The following is a 20,756-nucleotide window of genomic DNA, read 5'->3' on the forward strand; positions in this document are numbered from 1 at the left end:
GGCCCCGCCCGAGCGGCGGGGCCGGGCCGCCGCTACTCCTGCACCTCGGCGCACAGCCGGCGCAGCACGACTCCGCAGCGCTGCGCGTAGGCGTGCTGGAGTCCGCGGGTGGCCGCGCCGCCCGCACGGGTGTACCACTTGGCCGGGCGGCTGAAGGCGGTCACCGTCAGCCAGACGGTGCCGTCGCCGGTGCGGTCCACGACGAAGGCCTCCTCGCCGCTCTCCGGGTGGCCGGGCAGGGTGCCGTAGGCGAGGCCGGCGCGGCGGGGTTCGTCGAGCGTCCAGACGACCCGGCAGGGGGCCTTGATCGGGCCGATGCCGACGGTGACGTCGACGCCGGGCGTCGCCGTCGGCGCGTCCGCCGAGACGGCGACGCCGACCGCGCGGTGCATCTCCCAGGTCAGCACCGCCTGGCACGCCCTGCGGAAGACGTCCTCGCCCTCGCCGATGCGGTTTCGGACATGCAGTCGGTGGAAGCCCGGTGGGCAACGGTCCTCGCGGGTCGCGCCCACGTCCTCGTAGGTGAAGGGCATGGGGGACAGCCTAGGGCGGCCCCCGGAGAAACCTTCTCTCCGGGGGCCGCCCGACGGGAGCGAGGACGGGTCAGTTGACGTTGACCGCGGTCCAGGCGGCCTTCACGGCCGCGTACTCCGTGCTGGTGGAGCCGTACAGCGCCGAGGCCGCGGACAGGGTCGCGGTGCGGGCGCCCGCGTACTTGGTCGACGACGTCATGTAGGTCGTCAGCGCCTTGTACCAGATCTGCAGGGCCTTGGCGCGGCCGATGCCGGTGACCGCGGAGCCGTTGTACGTCGGGGAGTTGTAGGTGACCCCGTTGATCGTCTTGCTGCCGCTGCCCTCGGACAGCAGGTAGAAGAAGTGGTTGGCGACACCGGACGAGTAGTGCACGTCCTTGCTGCCGACCGTGGAGGACCAGTAGTCGGCGGAGCCGCCGTCCTTGCTGGGCTTGTCCATGTAGCGCAGCGGCGTGCCGTTGCCGTTGATGTTGATCTTCTCGCCGATGAGGTAGTCGCCGACGTCGGAGGAGTTGTTGGCGTAGAACTCCACGCCGGTGCCGAAGATGTCGGAGGTCGCCTCGTTCAGACCGCCGGACTCGCCCGAGTAGTTGAGGCCCGCGGTGTTGGAGGTGACGCCGTGGCTCATCTCGTGGCCGGCCACGTCCAGCGAGGTGAGCGGGTGGGTGTTGCCCGAGCCGTCGCCGTACGTCATGCAGAAGCAGCCGTCGTCCCAGAACGCGTTGACGTAGGCGTTGCCGTAGTGGACGCGGGAGTACGCGCCGACGCCGTTGTTCTTGATGCCGCTGCGGTTGAAGGTGTTCTTGTAGAAGTCCCAGGTCGTCTGGGCGCCGTACGCGGCGTCCGCGGCGGCGGTCTGGTCGGTGGTGGAGCTGGAGGCGGCGCCGGTGCCCCAGACGTCGTCGGCGTCCGTGAACAGCGTCCCGGTGCCCGACGTGCCGTGCTTGAGGTTGTAGGTCTTGTGGCCGCCGCGGGTGCCGTCCGTCAGGCTGTACGTCGAACCCGACAGGGTGGTGGTGAGCGAGACCGAGCCGGAGTACAGCGTCTTGCCGGTGCCGGTCTCGATGCCCTGGTACTCGTAGAGCTTCTTGCCGGTGGCCGCGTCGGTGACGACGTGCAGCTCGTTCGGGGTGCCGTCGTCCTGGAGGCCGCCGACGACGGTCTCGTAGGCGAGGGTCGGCTTGGCGTCCGCCGCCCAGATCACCTTGCGGGGGGCCTGGTCGGCGGTCGTCTTCTCGGAGCCGGCCGACTGGGCGGCCTTCACGGCCTGCTTCTCGGCCTTCTGGGCGGTCACGGCGGGCTTGAGGGAGGCCACCTTGATGGCCGCCTTCGTCGCCTTGGTGACGCCCTTGGTCTTCCCGGCCTTCGTCTCGTGGACGACCAGGTCGCCGCCGAGGACCGGGAGTCCGTCGTAGGTGCGCTCGTAGCGGGTGTGGAGGGTGCCGTCGGCGTCCTTGACGACGTCTCTGACGACGAGCTTCTCCTTGGCGCCGAGACCTATCTCGTCGGCCGTGCGCGTGACGCCCGCCTGGGCGTCCTTGATCAGGGTCGTGCGGGCCGCCGCGGACAGCTGCACCGGCGCGGCGGAGAGGGCGGGCGTGCCCGAGGGGGAGGTGGGGGTCTGGGCGGACGCACCGGTGATACCGGTGGTGAGGAGCGCTCCGGCCGCAACGGCGGTCGCGATGGCCAGAGTGGTGCGCTTGTGACGCGCGTAGAGGGGGGTCACGCAAGCTCCTTATGGGGGGCGACCGGGCGGCGTGGGGTCGCCGTCCGGAAGTACGAAGGTGCGGTGCGGGAGTGCCGTGCGGTGGAAGAGTGCCACCTGGGACGCGTACATGTCAGGAGTGCGATCAAAGCTTGGCCGGAAAGCGTCCGTTGAGTGAAAACCGCTGTACGCAATGCGGAATCGATCTTGTTCAAAGAGGCAACCAAGGCCGGGTCAGGGCACGGTAAAAGAGGGCGCCGCCCCGGGGAGTCGAACCACCGGGACGGCGCCCTGCCTGTGCGGGACCGCGGGACGGTCTACGGGAACGTCAGCTTCCAGCTGTTGATGTAGCCGGTGTCCTGCGCCGCCTGGTCCTGGACCCTCAACTTCCAGGTGCCGTTGGCGACTTCGGAGGACGCGTCGACCGTGTAGGTGGTGTTCACGTTGTCCGCCGAGTCGGACGAGCTGAAGTTCTTCAGCCGGTACGCGGTGCCGTCCGGGGCCACCAGGTCGATGACGAGGTCACCGCGCCAGGTGTGCACGATGTCCACCGCGACGGCCAGGTTCGTAGGGGCGTTGCCCGTCCGGCCGGAGACCGTCACCGAGGACGTCACGGCAGCGCCGTTGTCCGGAATCGATACGTCGGCCGTGTTCTCGAACGACGTGCCGCCACCGCCGCCGCCACCGGAACGCGCGCCCACGGCCACGGCCGCCCACGCGTCCTGCACCGCCTTGTACTCCGCGCCGGTGGTGCCGTACAGCTCACCCGTCGCCGCGAGCGTGCCGGTGCGGGCCGCCGCGTAGTTGGTGGTCGAGGTGAACTTGGTGGTGAGCGCCCGGTACCAGATCTGGAGCGCCTTCTCGCGTCCGATGCCGGTGACCGGAAGGCCGTCGGCGGTCGGCGAGTTGTAGCTGACGCCGTTGATCACCTTCGCGCCGCTGCCCTCGGACAGCAGGTAGAAGAAGTGGTTCGCGGGACCCGAGGAGTAGTGGACGTCGATCGACCCGATCCCCGAGTACCAGCTGTCCTTGGACGCGCCGTCCTTGCTCGGCTTGTCCTGGTAGCGCAGCGGGGTGCCGTTGCCGTTGATGTCGATCTTCTCGCCGATGAGGTAGTCACCGACGTCGGAGGAGTTGTTGGCGTAGAACTCCACGCCGGTGCCGAAGATGTCGGAGGTCGCCTCGTTCAGACCGCCGGACTCGCCCGAGTAGTTGAGCCCCGCGGTGTTGGAGGTGACGCCGTGGCTCATCTCGTGGCCGGCCACGTCGATCGACGTGAGGGGCTTGGCGTTGCCCGACCCGTCGCCGTACGTCATGCAGAAGCAGCCGTCGTCCCAGAACGCGTTGACGTACGCGTTGCCGTAGTGGACGCGGGAGTACGCGCCGACGCCGTTGTTCTTGATGCCGCTGCGGTTGAAGGAGTTCTTGTAGAAGTCCCACGTGACGGCGGCCCCGTAGTGCGCGTCGGCGCCCGCGGTGGCGGCGTTCGACGTGGTGCCGTTGCCCCAGGTGTCGCTGGTCTGGGAGAACAGCGTGCCGGTGCCCGACGTGCCGCGGTTCAGGTTGTACGTCTTGTGGCCGCCGCGCGCGCCGTCGTTCAGCGTGTACGTGGAGCCCGAGAGCGTGGTCGTCAGCGGCACCGTGCCGCTGTACTGGGTGTTGCCGGTGCCGGTCTCGATGCCCTGGTACTCGTAGAGCTTCTTGCCGGTGGCCGCGTCCGTGACGACGTGCAGCTCGTTCGGGGTGCCGTCCTCCTGGAGGCCGCCGACGACGGTCTCGTACGCGAGCGCGGGCTTGCCGTTCGCCGCCCAGATCACCTTGCGGGGCGCGCGGTCGGCCTCGGTCTTCTCCGAGCCGGCGTCCCTGGCGGCCGACAGCGCCTGCTTCTCCGCCTTCGAGGCGGTGACGGCCGGCGTCAGCGAGGCGACCTTGATCGTGGCCTTCGTCGCCTTGACGACGCCCTCGGTCTTCCCGGAGGCGGCGGTGTCGACCACCAGGTCGCCGCCGAGCACCGGGAGTCCGGCGTAGGTGCGCTCGTAGCGGGTGTGGACGGAGCCGTCCTTGTCCTTGATGACGTCGCGGGCGACGAGTTTCTCCTTCGCCCCGAGTCCCAGGTCCTTGGCGGTGTCCGCCTTCGCGGCGTCGGCGTCGCGTATCAGCTCGGCGCGCTGGGAGGGCGTGAGCTGCACGGCGACGGAACCGGGGTTGATCTTCCCGGCCGGTGCCTTCTCGGGGGCGGCGCTGGCGGCGCCCGACTGGACGGCCGCGGTGAGCAGCGCGGTGACGCCGACGAGTGCGGCGGCGGTGGCGCGGCGGCGCGCGGTGTGGGAGGTGCGTCTGTGGGAGGTGCTGCTTCTCAACACTGACTCCTTCTGCGTGGCCGCGGGTCGCACGGCCAGGGGAGACCGGACGATGGGTGAGCCGTCCGGGCAGAACAGGGCGGTACGCAAAGCCAGGTGCACAGGAGGTTGCGCCACGGCACAGCGAAGGTGCTGTGAGGTTGCTGTGAAGCGGCCGTGGGAAGAGTGGCAGCAGATTGCGCGTTCTGTCAGGGGCGCATCAAGAACTTGGCCGGAAACCGTTCGTTGTCCGGTTGGTCGTGTTCGGTATACGAACTGGTCACCCGGTCAGGCCAGACTGTCCTGCCACGCCCGGTGCAGATCGGCGAACCTGCCGGTGTCGAGCACGAGTTGGTCCGGCGTGCCGTCCTCCACGATCCGGCCGTGCTCCATCACCAGCACCCGGTCGGCGATCTCCACCGTGGACAGCCGGTGCGCGATCACGACGGCGGTCCGGCCGTGCAGGACCGTCGACATCGCGCGCTGCACCGCCCGCTCGCCGGGCACGTCCAGCGAGCTGGTCGCCTCGTCGAGGATCAGCACGGCGGGGTCGGCGAGCAACGCCCGCGCGAACGCGACCAGTTGGCGCTGCCCCGCCGAGATGCGGCCGCCCCGCTTGCGTACGTCCGTGTCGTAGCCGTCGGGCAGGGCGCTGATGAACTCGTGCGCGCCGATCGCCTTCGCGGCCCGCTCGATCTCCTCCCGGCCCGCGTCCGGGCGGCCGATGGCGATGTTCTCGGCGACCGTGCCGGAGAACAGGAACGCCTCCTGCGTCACCATGACCACTCCGCGCCGCAGTTCGGCGTTGGCGAGATCACGCAGGTCGACCCCGTCCAGCAGGACCCGTCCCTCGGTCGGGTCGTAGAAGCGGGCCAGGAGCTTGGCCAGGGTGGACTTGCCGGCGCCGGTCGAGCCGACCACGGCGACCGTCTGCCCGGCGGGCAGGGTGAGGTCGAAGCGGGGCAGGACCTCGCCGCCGGTGCGGTACGCGAAGCGGACGCCCTCGAAGACGACCTCGCGGCCCGGGTGCTCCGAGGCGGACTCCGGCAGGTGCCGGGGCGTCACGGGCTCCGGCACCGCGGGCGTCTGGGCGAGCAGACCCGCGATCTTCTCCAGCGAGGCCGCCGCCGACTGGTACGAGTTGAGGAACATGCCGAGCCGGTCGATGGGGTCGTACAGCCGGCGCAGATAGAGCACCGCGGCGGCCAGCACGCCGAGCTCCAGCGAGCCGGACGCCACCCGGTGCGCGCCCCACAGCACGATGCCCGCGACCGCCACGTTCGCGACCAGGCGCGAGCCGGTGACGTAGCGCGCCATCTCCAGCAGCGCGTCGCCGTTCGTCCGCTCGTGCCGCCGGTTCAGGACCCGGAACTGCGCGTCGTTGGCCGCCTCGCGCCGGAAGGCGCGCACCGGCCTGATCCCGTTCATCGTCTCCGCGAACTTCACGATGACGGCGGCGATCGCGGTCGACCGCACGCGGTACACGCGGCCCGCGCGGCGCTGGTAGAGCCGCACCAGCAGGTACAGCGGCACGAAGGAGGCAACGGCCATCGCGCCCAGGCCCAGGTCGAGCCAGAGCAGCATCGCCGAGATGTAGACGAAGGACAGGATGACCATGACGAGTTCCTGCAGGCCCTCGCTGAGCAGCTCCCGCAGGGACTCGACGTCCGTGGTGGAGCGGGAGATCAGCCGGCCCGAGGTGTACCGCTCGTGGAAGTCGATGCTGAGCGCCTGCGCGTGCCGGAAGATGCGTCCGCGCAGGTCGAGCAGGACGTCCTGGTTGACGCGGGCGGAGGCCGCGATGAACGCGTATTGCAGTGCGCCGGAGGCGACCGAGCACACGAGGTAGGCGACCGCCACCGCGATCAGCGGACCGCGGTCGTCGTGCCGGAAGGCCGGTACCGCGCGGTCGATGGCGTACGCGACGAGCAGCGGACCCGCCTGGACGGCCGCCTGCTGGACCAGCAGCAGGACCGTCGCCACCACGACCCGGGCCCTCAGCGGGGCGAGGAGCGAGCGCAGCAGCGCGGCCGTCGCACCCGGGGGAGTGGGCAGGACGTCGCGGTCGAAGGGGTCGGCGCGCCCGGTGTCCTCCCGCGGCGTGTGGTCCGGTTCCCCGGCCCGGTCCCGGTCGGGGTCCCGGTCCGGCGCGGTCGTCGTCGGCGCCGTCATCGGTGGTCCTCCTCGGTGCGGGCGCCGGCGTGGGCGGTCCGGCGTGCGGTGTCGGTGCCGTGCCCCGCACCGGGAGCGGCGCCGGTGTCCTCGGTGCCCGACATCAGCCAGGCGTACTCGGCGTTCGAGCGCAGCAGTTCGTGATGAGTGCCGACGGCGGCGACGCGGCCCCCGGACAGCAGGGCCACCCGGTCGGCGAGCAGCACCGTGGACGGGCGGTGCGCGACGACCAGTGCCGTCGTGCGGGCCAGTACGCGGCGCAGGGCCGCCTCCACCGCGGCCTCCGTGTGCACGTCCAGCGCCGAGAGCGGGTCGTCCAGGACGAGGAAGCGGGGGCTGCCGACGACGGCGCGTGCCAGGGCGAGGCGCTGGCGCTGACCGCCGGACAGACTCAGGCCCTGCTCGCCGACCTGGGTGGCGGCCCCCTCGGGCAGCGCGTGGACGAAGTCGGCCTGCGCCACGGCCAGGGCGCGGTCCAGCTCCGTCTCGCCCGCGGTGTCGGCGGCGCCCATCAGGACGTTCTCGCCGACGCTCGCGGAGAACAGCGTGGGCTCCTCGAAGGCCACGGCGACGAGCTCGCGCAGCGTCGCCCTGGGCATCCGGGTGATGTCCTCGCCGTCCAGCGTGATGCGGCCGCTCGTCACCTCGTGCAGGCGCGGGATGAGGGCCGTGAGGGTGGTCTTGCCGGAGCCGGTCGCCCCGACCAGGGCCATCGTCTCGCCGGGGCGGATGTGCAGGTCGATGCCGTCGAGCACGGGGGCCGCGTCCGCGGGGGCGTCCGGGTAGCGGAACCGCACCCCGTGGAACCGCAGTCCGCCCGCGCCCGCCCGCACGGTGCCGGCCGCTCCGGCACCGATGCCTTCCGGGCCCTCGACGTCACCGTCACCGTCGTGACGGCTCGCCCCGGAACCCGAGGCGGGACCGTGACGATCACCATCACCGGCGTCGGCGTCGGCGTCGTCCGGAGTCCCCTTACCGACGCCGTCCCGAGTCCCCGTACCGCCGCCCGTACCCACACCCTTGCGGGGACCGGCGCCTTCACCGGCGGCTCCGTCGGCCGGGTCGGCCGATTCCGGCGCGGAGTCCATCACCTCGAAGTACCGCTGGGTGGCCGTCGCCGCCTCCTGGCTCATCGCCAGCAGGAAGCCGATCGAGTCGATGGGCCAGCGCAGGGCCAGGGCCGTCGACAGGAAGGCGACCAGCGTCCCGGCGGAGAGATCGCCGTCCGCGACCTGGACCGTACCGAGGACCAGGGCCGCGCCGATGGCCAGTTCCGGCAGGGTGACGATGACGGCCCAGATGGAGGCGAGCAGCCGGGCCTTGGCCAGTTCCGTGCCGCGCAGGGTCCGCGACAGCTCCCGGAACGCGCGGGCCTGGCTGCGGTGGCGCCCGAAGCCCTTGATGATGCGTATGCCGAGCACGCTCTCCTCGACGACCGTCGTCAGATCGCCCACCTGGTCCTGCGCCAGCCGCGCCACCTGCGAGTACCGCCGCTCGAAGAGCCAGCAGACCAGCACCACCGGCAGGACCGGGGCCAGCAGCACCAGCCCGAGGGTCCACTGCTGGAGCAGCATGATGGCCATGCCGACGAGGATCGTCACGGCGTTGACGAACAGGAACGTCAGCGGGAAGGCCAGGAACATGCGCAGCAGCATCAGGTCCGTGGTGGCCCGGGACAGCAGCTGACCCGAGGCCCAGCGGTCGTGGAAGGCGACCGGGAGCCGCTGGAGATGCCGGTACAGATCCGCCCGCATGTCCGCCTCGACACCCGCGAGCGGTCGCGCCACCAGCCACCGGCGCAGCCCGAACAGCAGCGCCTCCGCGAACCCGAGCAGCAGCAGGTACAGCGCCCCGAGCCACACCCCCTGCGGGTCGTGGCCGGCGACGGGACCGTCCACCAGCCACTTCAGGACGAGCGGGATCACCAGCCCGACGCAGGAGGCGACGACGGCGACGCAGGCCGCGCCGAACAGCCGCGCGCGCACGGGCCGTACGTACGGCCACAGGCGCAGCAGGCTGCGTACGGTGGAGCCCCCGTCGGCCTGGCCGCCCGGTCCGGCGGCGGCCTCGGCGGCATCCGCGTGACCGGGCCCGCCGGTGGGGCCGTCGTGATCCTTGGTCGTTGCATCTGTCGTGGCCATCAGGGGCGAGCCTACGGATTGCCACTGACACCGCCCACCGAGTTTTGGCCGGACCCACGACGGCCCGGCGGCCCGGACGCCGTGCTCGACGCCGTACCGGACGCGGTCCTTCCACGGGCCGGCTCGCACCGGGCCGACGCGCACCGGCCTACGCGCACCAAGCCGCGACGCCGGCCCGACGGCCCTCGGTCCGCGCCCCCCTTAAATCACGCCCCTCAGCCCGCGACCCGCAGCAGCAGCACCGCGCGCGCGGGCACCGTGACGGTCGTGCCGGCCCGGTGCGTCACTCCCGGCGCCTCGCCCTGTTCCTCGCGGGAGGTGTCCACGACGACCTCGTACTCCGCGGCCCACGGCGGCCCCGGCAGCACGAACGCCGTCGGCCGGTCCCCGGCGTGCAGCACGGCGAGGAAGCTGTCGTCCACGACCGGCGCCCCCCGGGCGTCGCGTCCGGGTATGTCCCGCCCGGACAGGTACATCCCGAGCGTCGCGGCCGGCGCGTACCAGTCCCGCTCCGTCATCTCGGTGCCGCGCGAGGTGAACCAGGCGAGGTCCCGCAGTCCGTCCGCCGAGTGCGCCCGCCCGGAGAAGAAGGCCCGCGTCCGCAGCACCGGGTGCCCGTGCCGCAGGGCGATCAGCCGGGACGTGAGGTCGAACAGCGCCCGCCAGGCCGGGTCCTCCAGCTGCGACCAGTCGACCCAGCTGATCTCGTTGTCCTGGCAGTACGCGTTGTTGTTGCCCCGCTGCGTCCGCCCGAACTCGTCGCCCGCGACCAGCATCGGCACCCCGGTGGACAGCAGCAGCGTGGTCAGCAGGTTGCGCAACTGGCGGCGGCGCAGGGCCTGTACGCGCTCCTCGTCCGTCTCGCCCTCCACCCCGCAGTTCCAGGCGCGGTTGTCGTCGGAGCCGTCCCGGTTGCCCTCGCCGTTGGCCTCGTTGTGCTTGCGCTCGTAGGAGACCATGTCCCGGAGGGTGAACCCGTCGTGGGCCGTGATGAAGTTGACCGACGCGTACGGGCGTCGCCCGCCCCACGCGTAGAGGTCGCTCGACCCGGACAGCCGGTAGCCCAGGTCCCGTACGTCGGGCAGCGCCCCGCGCCAGAAGTCGCGCACCGCGTTGCGGTACCGGTCGTTCCACTCCGTCCACAGCGGCGGGAAGGACCCCACCTGGTATCCGCCCGAACCGACGTCCCAGGGCTCCGCGATGAGCTTGACCCGCCGCAGCACCGGGTCCTGCGCGATGACGGCGAGGAACGGCGAGAGCATGTCGACGTCGTGCATGGAGCGGGCGAGCGCCGCAGCCAGGTCGAAACGGAAGCCGTCCACCCCCATCTCCGTCACCCAGTAGCGCAGCGAGTCGGTGATCAGCCGCAGCACGTGCGGCTGCACCACGTGCAGGGTGTTGCCGCAGCCCGTGTAGTCCGCGTACCGCCGGGCGTCCGACTGGAGCCGGTAGTAGCCGCGGTTGTCGATGCCGCGCAGCGAGAGCATCGGGCCCAGCTCGCTCGCCTCCGCCGTGTGGTTGTAGACCACGTCGAGGATGACCTCGATGCCGGCCGCGTGCAGCGCGCGCACCATCCGCTTGAACTCGCCGACCTGCTCGCCCCGGGTGCCGGTCGCGGAGTAGGCGGCGTGCGGGGCGAAGTACCCGATGGAGTTGTAGCCCCAGTAGTTGCGCAGGCCCCTGCGCAGCAGATGGTCCTCGTGCGCGAACTGGTGCACCGGCAGCAGTTCCACCGCCGTCACCCCGAGCGCCGTCAGATGCTCGATCGCCGCCGGGTGCGCCAGACCGGCGTAGGTGCCGCGCAGTTCCTCCGGGATGCCCGGGTGCAGCCGGGTGAAGCCCCGTACGTGCAGCTCGTAGATCACCGAGTCGGCCCACGGCGTCTTGGGCCGGTGGTCGTCCGCCCAGTCGTCGTCGTCATGGACGACGACGCCCTTGGGGACGTACGGGGCCGAGTCGCGGTCGTCGCGCACGGTGTCGGCGACATGCTGCTGGGGCCAGTCGCGGACGTGCCCGTACACCTCCGGCGGCAGGGTGAAGTCGCCGTCCACGGCACGCGCGTACGGGTCCAGGAGCAGCTTCGCCGGGTTCCAGCGGGCGCCGGTCCACGGGTCCCAGCGGCCGTGCACCCGGTAGCCGTAGCGGCGCCCGGGGAGGATGCCGGGGACGAAACCGTGCCAGATCTCGTGCGTCAGCTCGGTGAGTTTGACGCGGATCTCGCTCGCCCCGCCGCCCCGCTCGTCGAAGAGGCACAGGTCCACCGCCTCCGCCCCGCCCGCCCACAGCGCGAAGTTGGTGCCCGCGACGCCGTCGGGGCCGACCCGGAAGCGTGCCCCGAGGGGAGTCGGGGTACCCGGCCACACGGGCACGACGGGCGCCGCCCGCTGCGTGCCGTTCCTCACAGGGGCGGACTGCGTGGGCAGTCCGCTTCCCGTGGCATGTCCTTCCTGGACTGCCTCCTGCTCGGGTGCGCTCGACACCGGTCAGCCTCCCGCGGCTCGATGGGGAGCGACAAGAAAAGGGGCCCGTGGCGTCCCGGCCGCGGTTCCCCGTCGCGTCGTCCTCCCCACTGTTCTGCCCACCGGGTGGCTCGCACTCACGTTTCCCCAGGAGGGGCATGGTCGTTGGGCGGTCGTGATCCACGTACAGACGCGCGCGCGACGCGCCGGGGCCGTACTGGCGGCCGTACTGACCTGGGCGGTCCTGCTGGCCGCCGCCTCCGGCTGCTCGTCGGACGGGATGGACGAGGTGCTCGGCAAGCCCCGCGCGCCCGAGGACGTCATCCGTGTCTCGCCGGACGACGGCAGCAAGGGGGTGCGGCCCGGCGAGAAGCTGACGGTACGGGTGCCCGGCGGGCGCCTGGAGTCGGTGAAGGTCGTCAAGTCCCAGGACGCGCAGGAGTCCGAAGTGCGCGGCCGCATCACGGACGACGGCCTGAGCTGGCGGCCCGACGACAGGAGGCTCGCGCTCGCCGCCCGGTACACCGTGGACGTGGTGGCGCTGGACGGGCACGGGCGCCGCTCCGCCCGGCACACGGCGTTCACGACGGCGGTGCCGGACGAGCGGTTCATCGGGTACGTGGCCCCCGAGAACCGCGCCGTGGTCGGCACCGGGATGATCGTCTCCCTGGAGTTCAACCGGGAGATCCGGCGCCGGGCCGCCGTCGAGCGCGCGATCCGGGTGACCGCGGTGCCCCCGGTGGACATCCGCCCGCACTGGTTCGGCCGGGACCGGCTCGACTTCCGGCCCGAGAGGTACTGGAAGCCCGGGACCCGGGTGACGGTGGCGCTGCGGCTGCGGGACGTCGAAGGGGCGCCCGGTGTCTACGGGTTGCAGGACAAGACGCTCACCTTCACCGTCGGACGCAGCCAGGTGAGCCTCGTGGACGCGGCCGAGCACACCATGGAGGTGCGCCGCGACGGCGACCTGCTGGCCACCGTGCCGATCACGGCGGGCGCCCCGAAGACGACGACGTACAACGGGAAGATGGTCGTCACCGAGATGCTCGAGGTGACCCGGATGAACAGCCGCACGGTCGGCTTCGGCGGCGAGTACGACATCCCGGACGTCCCGCACGCCATGCGTCTCACCAGCTCCGGCACCTTCCTGCACGGCAACTACTGGGCGCCGGACGCCTTTGGCAACACCAACGTCAGTCACGGCTGCGTGGGGCTGAGGGACGTCAGGGGCGGCAGCTCGCGGACGCCCGCGGGCTGGTTCTTCGACCGCAGCCTCGTCGGCGACGTCGTGGAGGTCGTCCACAGCAAGGACAAGAAGGTCGCCCCCGACAACGGCCTCGGCGGCTGGAACATGGGCTGGAAACAGTGGAAGGCGGGCTCCGCGGTCGAGTAGCCCGACATACGGGTACGTACGGAGCGGCTTCCGACTCCCCTTCGCGCGGTTGAACTTGGAACTGAACGGTGACAATCGCGGGGATCCAACACCTCCGGCGGTGTGATTAATTAGCGCGATATGCGCGTGGGACGCGCCGGGGTGCGGGCCTGATCAGGCCGTGCGAGGGGAGAACGACTTTGAACGGGCGACCGATATCGGGGGCGTCGGTTGGCGCGCGGTCACGGCGGAACAAGGGGGGCCTGGCACTGCTGCTGGGTGTCCTGTTGTGTGCGGTGACCGCGTGCGGCGGGGGCGGGGACACGGGCTCCGGGTCTGGGAAGAGCAAGGGCGAGTCGGGTACGGCGGACACCAAGGCGTCGGCGGCGGTCGTGACGATCGCCCCGAAGGACGGCGCCGACGACGTGCGGACCAGCGGCGCCCTCAAGGTGACCGCGGCCAAGGGCAAGCTGACCGAGGTGAAGGTCGAGGACACCAAGGGCAAGGCGGTCGAGGGGAAGATAACCGGCGGGGGCGCCACCTGGACGCCCTCGACGCACCTGGCCTCGGCCACCAAGTACAAGGTCCACGCGGTGGCCAAGGACGCCGACGGCCGTGAGGCCGCCGAGGAGTCCGCGTTCACCACGCTGACCCCGAAGAACACCTTCGTCGGGATCTACACGCCCGAGGACGGCTCCAAGGTCGGCGTGGGCATGCCGTTCTCGGTGCACTTCACCCGGGGCATCACGCACCCGGAGGACGTCGAGAAGGCGATCAGGATCAAGACCGAGCCCGCGGTCGACGTCCAGGGGCACTGGTTCGGCAACGACCGGCTGGACTTCCGCCCCGAGGAGTACTGGGCGGCGGGCACGAAGGTCACCGTCGAGTTCAACCTCGACGGCGTCGAGGGCCGGCCCGGGGTGTACGGCGAGCAGGCCAAGACCGTGAAGTTCACGATCGGCCGCAGCCAGGTCTCCACCGTCGACGTCAAGACCAAGAAGATGACCGTCAAGCGCGACGGGAAGACCATCAAGACCATCCCGGTCACCACCGGCAAGCCCGGCTACGACACCTGGAACGGCCAGATGGTCATCAGCGAGCGCCTGCGGGTGACCCGGATGAACGGCGAGACCGTCGGCTACGGCGGCGAGTACGACATCAAGGACGTGCCGGACGCGATGCGCCTGACCAACTCGGGCACCTTCATCCACGGCAACTACTGGGGCGGCGACGCCTTCGGCAACTACAACGCCAGCCACGGCTGCGTCGGCCTGCGGGACGTGCGCGGCGGCGGCGACCGGAGCGTGCCCGCCGCGTGGTTCTTCGACCACTCGATGGTCGGCGACGTGGTCGTCGTGAAGAACTCCCACGACAAGACGGTGGCCCCGGACAACGGGTACAACGGCTGGAACATGTCCTGGGAGAAGTGGACGGCTTAAGATCCCCCTTCGCCTCCGGGCCCGGTGTGCCGCTGTGACCGAGCACACCGGGCCCGTCGGCGTTAACGGCCACTAACCTGCTCCCATGACTGTGCATCTCGAAGTCGCCGAAGGCGTCGGCACCATCCGTCTCGACCGTCCGCCGATGAACGCGCTGGACGTCGCCACCCAGGACCGCCTCAAGGAACTCGCCGAGGAGGCCACGCGCCGCACCGACGTGCGCGCGGTGGTGCTGTACGGCGGCGAGAAGGTGTTCGCGGCCGGCGCGGACATCAAGGAGATGCAGGCCATGGACCACGCGGCGATGGTCGCGCGGTCCCGGGGCCTGCAGGACTCCTTCACCGCCGTCGCCCGCATCCCCAAGCCCGTCGTCGCCGCGGTCACCGGCTACGCGCTCGGCGGGGGCTGCGAGTTGGCGCTCTGCGCCGACTACCGCATCGCCGCGGAGAACGCGAAGCTCGGCCAGCCGGAGATCCTGCTCGGCCTGATCCCCGGCGCCGGCGGCACCCAGCGCCTCTCTCGGCTGATCGGTCCCTCCCGGGCCAAGGACCTCATTTTCACGGGCCGCATGGTCAAGGCCGACGAGGCGCTCACGCTCGGGCTCGTCGACCGGGTCGTCCCCAGGGACGAGGTGTACGCCCAGGCGCACGCGTGGGCCGCGAAGCTGGCGCAGGGACCCGCCATCGCGCTGCGGGCCGCCAAGGAGTCGATCGACGCCGGGCTGGAGACCGACCTGGAGACCGGACTGACCGTCGAACGCAACTGGTTCGCGGGGCTGTTCGCCACGGAGGACCGGGAGCGGGGCATGCGCAGCTTCGTGGACGAGGGCCCCGGCAAGGCGAAGTTCCTCTGATCCGGCAGCAGTTGTCGCCCCGAACCGCTTGCAGTTGACGCGACGTCTCACCCGGCGTCCCCCGATGGGCTGGTTTATGCCCGCCTTAAGAGAACCTTAAGGGCAACTGAACGGGGTTCCCGGGTCCATGCCGTGAACGGGGGTTCCACCGCAGGTCGGACAGGGTGCCGCCGGTCTTGAATTACCTGTGGCATATGCCGTTCGACTCCTGCGGAACGAGCGGTTCCGGGGGGCGTATTCCCTCGGAACCGCCCCGTAGGGGCCCTGGGGCGGCCATGATGGTGCCATGGCGGGGCTGGAGGGTGTGGAACAGCCGCGGCGGCACGCGAGTGCGACCGCGGCGCGCTGGTCGCCGGCGGTGGAGGACGAACGGGCTCTGAAAGCCCTGGAGTTGTTCGGGAATCCGACGGAGGGTGAGGTGGTCCTGCCGTCCCGCCCCGAATCGGCCGCCAGTGCGCGACGGCTCGCCCAGGTGGTGGTGCTCCGCCAGTGGGGGCTCTCGCCGAAGATGACCGAGGACGCGGTCCTACTCGTCTCCGAACTCGTCGGCAACGCCGTGCGGCACACCGGCGCCCGGGTGTTCGGTCTGCGGATGCGCCGGCGCCGGGGCTGGATCCGCGTCGAGGTGCGTGACCCCTCCCGCGGGCTGCCCTGTCTGATGCCGGTCCAGGAGATGGACCTGAGCGGGCGCGGGCTCTTCCTCGTCGACAAGCTCTCCGACCGCTGGGGCGTCGATCTGCTGCCCCGCGGCAAGACGACCTGGTTCGAGATGCGGGTCGCCGACCGCTGACGCGGGGGCGGCCCTCTTGCCCCGGCTCCGCGTACGGGGTCGTCTTGGCGACGTGACGTGACGTGACGTGACGTGACGTGACGTGACGTGACGTGATCGCGGGCACGGGCCCTCAACGCTCACTGGTGCCGACGTCACGGGGTCCGCCCCGGACCCCGCTTCTCAAGCGCCGGAGGGGCTGGATTTTCCGTGGCGCCGCTGCCAAGCGATTCGCGTTCGTCGGTGACGGCGCCGCGACCCGCGTCAGTCGTTCAACACGTCAATATGCCTATTTGTGGTCGGATCGCCCTTAAATGGTGCAGGTGACCACGACCGACCGCCGTTCGGCGCTGCGCGCGGGTGCCGGGCTCGCCGTAGCCGGGGCCCTCTCCGCCGCGTGTTCCCCGGGAGGGGCCGCCGCGCACGAGGCCCGCGCGCCGGGCATCCCGGACTCACCCGCCGCGTCCGGCGCCCCGCACCCCCCGGACAGGCGCCCGGCGCCCTCACCCCGGCACTACCCCGGGCAGCCCGTGCAGATCGAGCACGGCCCCCGCACCCGGCCCCAGGTCGCCCTCACCTTCCACGGGCAGGGTGATCCGGCGATCGCCCGCGCCCTCCTGGGCGAGGCCGAGCGCCGGGGCGCCCGGGTCACCGTGCTCGCCGTCGGAACCTGGCTCGACGAGCATCCGGAGCTGGCCCGGCGGATCCTCGACGGCGGCCACGACCTCGGCAACCACACCCTGCGCCACCTCGGCATCAACACGATGTCCGAGGCGGACGCGTACGCCGAGATCCGGGGCTGCGCGGACCGGCTGCGCCGGCTGACCGGTTCCCCCGGCACCTGGTTCCGCCCCTCGCGCACCCCGCACGCCTCGCCCCTGGTGGAGCGGGTGGCCCGTCGCGCCGGATACCCCCACGTCCTCTCGTACGACGTCGACTCGCTCGACTTCACCTCGCCGGGCGCCACGGCCGTGACCCGCAAGGTCATGGGCGAGGTCCGCGCCGGATCGGTGGTGAGCCTGCACTTCGGGTACGCGGACACGGTCGCCGCGCTTCCCGCCGTCCTGGAAGAACTCGACCGCCGCGGACTGCGCGCGGTGACCACCACGGAGCTGCTGAGCTGATGCACCGCAACCGGAAACTCACCAAGCGCGCCCTGATCGCGGGCGCCGTTCTCACCGCCCTCGCCGGGTGTTCGAGCGCGGCCGACGACCACGCCGACGAGGCACTCGGCACCAAGGCGCCCGTCGAGCGGGCCCGGCCGGAGCCGGCGCGGGGGCTGCCCGGGATGCCGCCCGTCCTGGACCCGAAGGACGTCTACGCGGCGGACCGTCCCGGCAAGCTCTCGCCGGTGGTCAAGGACTTCCCCTCCCGCGTCTACGTCCCCAACACCAACTCGAACACCGTCTCGGTCATCGACCCGGCCACCTACGAGGTCATCGAGACGATCCCGGTCGGCTCCCAGCCGCAGCACGTCGTCCCCTCCTGGGACATGAAGACGCTGTGGGTCAACAACGACAAGGGCAACACCCTCACCCCGATCGACCCGAAGACCGGCCGGGCGGGCAAGACCGTCGACGTGCACGACCCGTACAACCTGTACTTCACGCCGCACGGCAAGTACGCGATCGTGATGGCCTCGCTCGACCGCGAGCTGGTCTTCCGGGACGCGCACACCATGAAGCGGGTGAAGAGTGAGCCGGTCAGCTGCTACGGCGTCAACCACGCCGATTTCTCCCCGGACGGCCGCTACTTCATCGTCTCCTGCGAGTTCAGCGGCGAACTGCTCAAGGTCGACACCGAGAAGATGAAGGTCGTCGCCCAGCAGAAGCTCCCGTTCGACGGCGCCATGCCGCAGGACGTGAAGATCTCCCCAGACGGCAAGAAGTTCTACATCGCCGACATGATGGCCCACGGCATGTGGGTGCTGGACGGCGACAAGTTCACCGAGCCGACCCTGCTGCCCACCGGCAAGGGCTGCCACGGCCTCTACGTCAGCCGCGACTCGCGCGAGATGTACATCTCCAACCGGGGCGAGGGCACCGTCTCCGTCTTCGACTTCGCCCAGAACCGGCTGACCAAGAAGTGGCACCTGCCCGACGGCGGCAGCCCCGACATGGGCGGTGTCTCCGCCGACGGCAAGGTGCTCTGGCTGTCCGGGCGTTACGACTCCGAGGTGTACGCCATCGACACCCGTACCGGCGCCCAGCTCGCCCGCATCAAGGTCGGCAGCGGCCCGCACGGACTCGCGGTGTACCCGCAGCCCGGCCGCTACTCGCTGGGGCACACCGGAATCTTCCGCTGACCCCGGCCCGGCACCGTTCCCGTCGACCTGGTGACGGTGACACGCCGCCCCAGGGGTGAGGATCCCCGGTCCGCCGCCGCACAGCCGAGATCGTGCACCGCATGATCACCACTCGCCTGCGGCGACGGGCCGCCGCCCTCGCCCTGTCCCTCGCGGCCGTCCTCGCCACCTCCGCGGCGACGACCCCCGCGTCCCCGCCCGCCTCGCTCACCCGGGCCGCCGCCCCCGCCTGCCCGCAGTTCTACGATCCGCTCACGGCGGCCGCCGACCGGCGCGTGGACGTCGGCCGCATCACCCCCGAGCCGGTCTGGCGCACGACCTGCGGCACCCTCTACCGCAGCGACGGCCGCGGCCCCTCGACCGTCTTCGAGCAGGGCTTCCACCCCAAGGACACCGTCGGCGGGCAGTACGACATCGAGCAGTACGTCCTGGTCAACCAGCCCTCGCCGTACGTCTCGACGAGCTACGACCACGACCTCTACAAGACGTGGAAGAGCGCCTACAACTACTACGTCGACGCCCCCGGCGGCATCGACGTCAACAAGACCATCGGGACCACCCACCGGTGGGCCAACCAGGTCGAGGTCGCCTTCCCGGGCGGCATCGCGCGGCAGTACATCGTGGGCGTCTGCCCGGTCGACAAGAAGACCCGGACCGAGATCATGAGCGACTGCGAGAGCAACCCGTACTACGAGCCCTGGCACTGAGCCGACCCCCGGCGGGCCCTCACCGGCGGGCGAGGAGGGCCTCCGCCCCGACCGGCCGGTAGCCCGCCGCCTGGAACGCCCGCACACTGCGGGCGTTCCCCGCAGCCTGCTGGGCCCACACCGGTTCGCCGCCGGCCAGGTGCCGGGCCGCCACCGCGAGCGCCCGGCCGAGCCCCCGGTGCCGTGCGGACTCCGTCACCTCGACCGCCGCCTCCAGCCGCCCGGCGACCCCGCGCCCCAGCACGAGCACGCCGCCGTCCGCCGCCCACACCCGCACGTCGTCCCGCCGCTCGCGCGCCCGGGCCACCCGGGGATGACCGGGGTCGTCGATCTCCGTCAGCGCCACCGGCGGCTCCCCGGCCAGCGGCGCGGCCACCGTCAGCAGGTCGACGGTGTCCGTGGACCGCCCGGTGCGGTCCATGAACGCGGCGAGGAAGCGCGGGTTCATCGTCGCGGCCAGCGGATCGCAGTCCAGGGAGCCCAGCGTCGCGCGCACCCACGCCGGGTCCTCGTCGGTGAACACCACGGAGTGCGCGGTGAAGGCGAGGACGCCCGCGTCACGCGGGCAGGGCTGCGGTACGACGGTGGTGGAGCCGTCGGCCGGCGGGAAGACCCCGCGGGCCGCCGCGTCCAGGATGTCCCGCAGCGTGCCGGCCATGGCGCCGCCCCTCTTCCCGCCCCGGGTGTCCCGGGCGCCGGAACGCCCGGCGCCACCCCATGATCGGCCCCCGCGCCGCGGGCCCCGGAACCGGCCCCGGTGGGCGCTGCCCCGCCCGCGCGGGCGGACCGTTAATCTGACCTCCGTCAGTAGGGCCGCAGGGCCTGCATGAAGCACCAAGAAGGGGCGGATCCGGTGGCGGACATCGAGGAAGCACGCAAGGCGTTCGAGCGGATCGACGCGGACGGCGACGGGTACGTCACGGCCGCGGAGTTCAAGACCGCTCTCGCCCAGGGCGGGGACTGGAACGTCACCGAGTCGGTCGCGGAGGCCGTGATCGCCTCCCGTGACATCGACGGAGACAAGCTCCTCTCGTTCGACGAGTTCTGGGCCCACCTGAACAAGTGAGCCGGCCGGACGAGGGGCGCCACCGCAGCGCGGGGGCGCCCCTTCGTCATGCCCGCGGGAGCGGCGTACGCACGCGGCGGCCGGGCGCCGGTGCCGCACCGGGTCGGGCCCCCGAAGACCACCGGCGTCATCCGGCCGGCGTCACCCGTCTGCCCGTACCCCCGGAATAGCCCGCCGCCTCCGGAGGTTGGTGGTCCGCGTCAGCAGGCACCCGGCCCCCGGAAGGGCATGTCATGAAGATCGGCATCATCGGAGCGGGCAACATCGGCGGCAACCTCACGAGGCGGCTCACCGCCCTCGGCCACGAGGTCTCCGTCGCGAACTCGCGCGGCCCGCACACCCTCACCCAGCTCGCCGAGGAGACCGGGGCGACGCCCGTACCGGTCGAGGAGGCGGCGCGCGGCGCCGAGGTCGTCGTCGTCACGATCCCGCTGAAGGCGGTGCCGGACCTGCCGTCCGGCGTCCTCGACGGGGCGGCCGAGGGCGTCGCCGTGATCGACACCGGCAACTACTACCCGCAGCAGCGCGACGGCCGGATCGCCGCGATCGAGGACGAGGGCCTGACCGAGAGCCGCTGGACGGCCGAGCGGATCGGCCACACCGTGGTCAAGGCGTTCAACGGCACCTTCGCGCAGGACATCCTGGACCGCGGCCGCCCGGCCGGCGACCCCGAGCGGATGGCCCTGCCGGTGGCCGGCGACGACGAGGCCGCGAAGCGGGTCGTGCGCGGCCTCATCGACGAACTCGGCTTCGACACCGTCGACGCGGGCGGCCTCGACGACTCCTGGCGCCAGCAGCCGGGCACCCCGGTGTACGGACTGCGGGCCGGCGTCGACGGGGTGACGAAGGCTCTCGCGGAGGCTCCCGCGGAACGCCCGGCGGACTTCCGCGGCTGA

General features: G+C 71.7%; 15 protein-coding genes and 1 pseudogene. 9 read left to right on the forward strand and 7 right to left on the reverse strand.

Features of this window, described 5'->3' with window-relative positions; all coding sequences use genetic code 11:
- Positions 1-32 precede the first annotated feature (32 nt).
- The 6 genes from ACZ4VA_RS35900 to glgX all read right to left on the reverse strand — a co-directional run bounded on the left by ACZ4VA_RS35900 (position 33) and on the right by glgX (position 11,370).
- Positions 33-533, reverse strand: coding sequence for a DUF1990 family protein (locus ACZ4VA_RS35900; RefSeq protein ID WP_356243823.1), 501 nt, complete (start codon positions 531-533; stop codon positions 33-35).
- Between the two features lie 70 nt (positions 534-603).
- Complete coding sequence (locus ACZ4VA_RS35905; protein ID WP_468084077.1) at positions 604-2,259, reverse strand: M4 family metallopeptidase; 1,656 nt, start codon at positions 2,257-2,259, stop codon at positions 604-606.
- A 296-nt stretch (positions 2,260-2,555) separates the two neighbouring features.
- Positions 2,556-4,598, reverse strand: coding sequence for a M4 family metallopeptidase (locus tag ACZ4VA_RS35910; protein WP_388904072.1), 2,043 nt, complete (start codon positions 4,596-4,598; stop codon positions 2,556-2,558).
- 267 nt (positions 4,599-4,865) lie between these two features.
- Positions 4,866-6,749 carry an ABC transporter ATP-binding protein gene (locus ACZ4VA_RS35915; protein WP_356243817.1) on the reverse strand — a complete coding sequence of 628 codons (1,884 nt, stop codon included), beginning with the start codon at positions 6,747-6,749 and terminating at the stop codon, positions 4,866-4,868.
- Positions 6,746-8,890 carry an ABC transporter ATP-binding protein gene (locus ACZ4VA_RS35920; RefSeq protein ID WP_468084079.1) on the reverse strand — a complete coding sequence of 715 codons (2,145 nt, stop codon included), beginning with the start codon at positions 8,888-8,890 and terminating at the stop codon, positions 6,746-6,748. Before ACZ4VA_RS35920 ends, ACZ4VA_RS35915 begins: the two co-directional genes overlap by 4 nt.
- Positions 8,891-9,105: 215 nt before the next feature.
- Positions 9,106-11,370, reverse strand: coding sequence for a glycogen debranching protein GlgX (gene glgX, locus ACZ4VA_RS35925; protein ID WP_468084081.1), 2,265 nt, complete (start codon positions 11,368-11,370; stop codon positions 9,106-9,108).
- A gap of 154 nt (positions 11,371-11,524) precedes the next feature.
- Between glgX and ACZ4VA_RS35930 the strand changes: the two genes are divergently transcribed.
- The 7 genes from ACZ4VA_RS35930 to ACZ4VA_RS35960 all read left to right on the forward strand — a co-directional run bounded on the left by ACZ4VA_RS35930 (position 11,525) and on the right by ACZ4VA_RS35960 (position 18,794).
- Positions 11,525-12,742, forward strand: coding sequence for a L,D-transpeptidase (locus tag ACZ4VA_RS35930; protein WP_355784503.1), 1,218 nt, complete (start codon positions 11,525-11,527; stop codon positions 12,740-12,742).
- A 179-nt stretch (positions 12,743-12,921) separates the two neighbouring features.
- A complete protein-coding gene (locus ACZ4VA_RS35935) occupies positions 12,922-14,160 on the forward strand; it encodes a L,D-transpeptidase (RefSeq protein ID WP_355784500.1) in 1,239 nt (412 codons plus the stop codon).
- A gap of 85 nt (positions 14,161-14,245) precedes the next feature.
- A complete protein-coding gene (locus tag ACZ4VA_RS35940) occupies positions 14,246-15,013 on the forward strand; it encodes an enoyl-CoA hydratase/isomerase family protein (protein ID WP_355784497.1) in 768 nt (255 codons plus the stop codon).
- A gap of 286 nt (positions 15,014-15,299) precedes the next feature.
- The gene (locus ACZ4VA_RS35945) at positions 15,300-15,803 is read left to right on the forward strand and encodes an ATP-binding protein (protein ID WP_355784494.1); all 504 of its coding nucleotides are present in this window, start codon (positions 15,300-15,302) and stop codon (positions 15,801-15,803) included.
- A gap of 293 nt (positions 15,804-16,096) precedes the next feature.
- Entirely contained in the window at positions 16,097-16,906 is an 810-nt protein-coding gene (locus ACZ4VA_RS35950; protein ID WP_355784491.1) for a polysaccharide deacetylase family protein, read from the forward strand.
- Positions 16,906-18,087, forward strand: a complete 1,182-nt coding sequence (locus ACZ4VA_RS35955; RefSeq protein ID WP_355784488.1) for a YncE family protein — start codon at positions 16,906-16,908, stop codon at positions 18,085-18,087. Before ACZ4VA_RS35950 ends, ACZ4VA_RS35955 begins: the two co-directional genes overlap by 1 nt.
- Positions 18,088-18,188: 101 nt before the next feature.
- A complete protein-coding gene (locus tag ACZ4VA_RS35960; protein WP_468084084.1) occupies positions 18,189-18,794 on the forward strand; it encodes an ADP-ribosyltransferase in 606 nt (201 codons plus the stop codon).
- A gap of 19 nt (positions 18,795-18,813) precedes the next feature.
- Here ACZ4VA_RS35960 and ACZ4VA_RS35965 read toward each other — a convergent pair whose 3' ends face one another.
- Complete coding sequence (locus tag ACZ4VA_RS35965; protein ID WP_356243810.1) at positions 18,814-19,452, reverse strand: GNAT family N-acetyltransferase; 639 nt, start codon at positions 19,450-19,452, stop codon at positions 18,814-18,816.
- Between the two features lie 195 nt (positions 19,453-19,647).
- Between ACZ4VA_RS35965 and ACZ4VA_RS35970 the strand changes: the two genes are divergently transcribed.
- Both ACZ4VA_RS35970 and ACZ4VA_RS35975 read left to right on the forward strand, forming a co-directional pair.
- A complete protein-coding gene (locus ACZ4VA_RS35970) occupies positions 19,648-19,860 on the forward strand; it encodes an EF-hand domain-containing protein (RefSeq protein WP_356171728.1) in 213 nt (70 codons plus the stop codon).
- A gap of 194 nt (positions 19,861-20,054) precedes the next feature.
- Positions 20,055-20,756, forward strand: a pseudogene (locus tag ACZ4VA_RS35975) (NADPH-dependent F420 reductase); the annotation flags it as partial.

Source organism: Streptomyces sp. NPDC028308 (assembly GCF_055565855.1).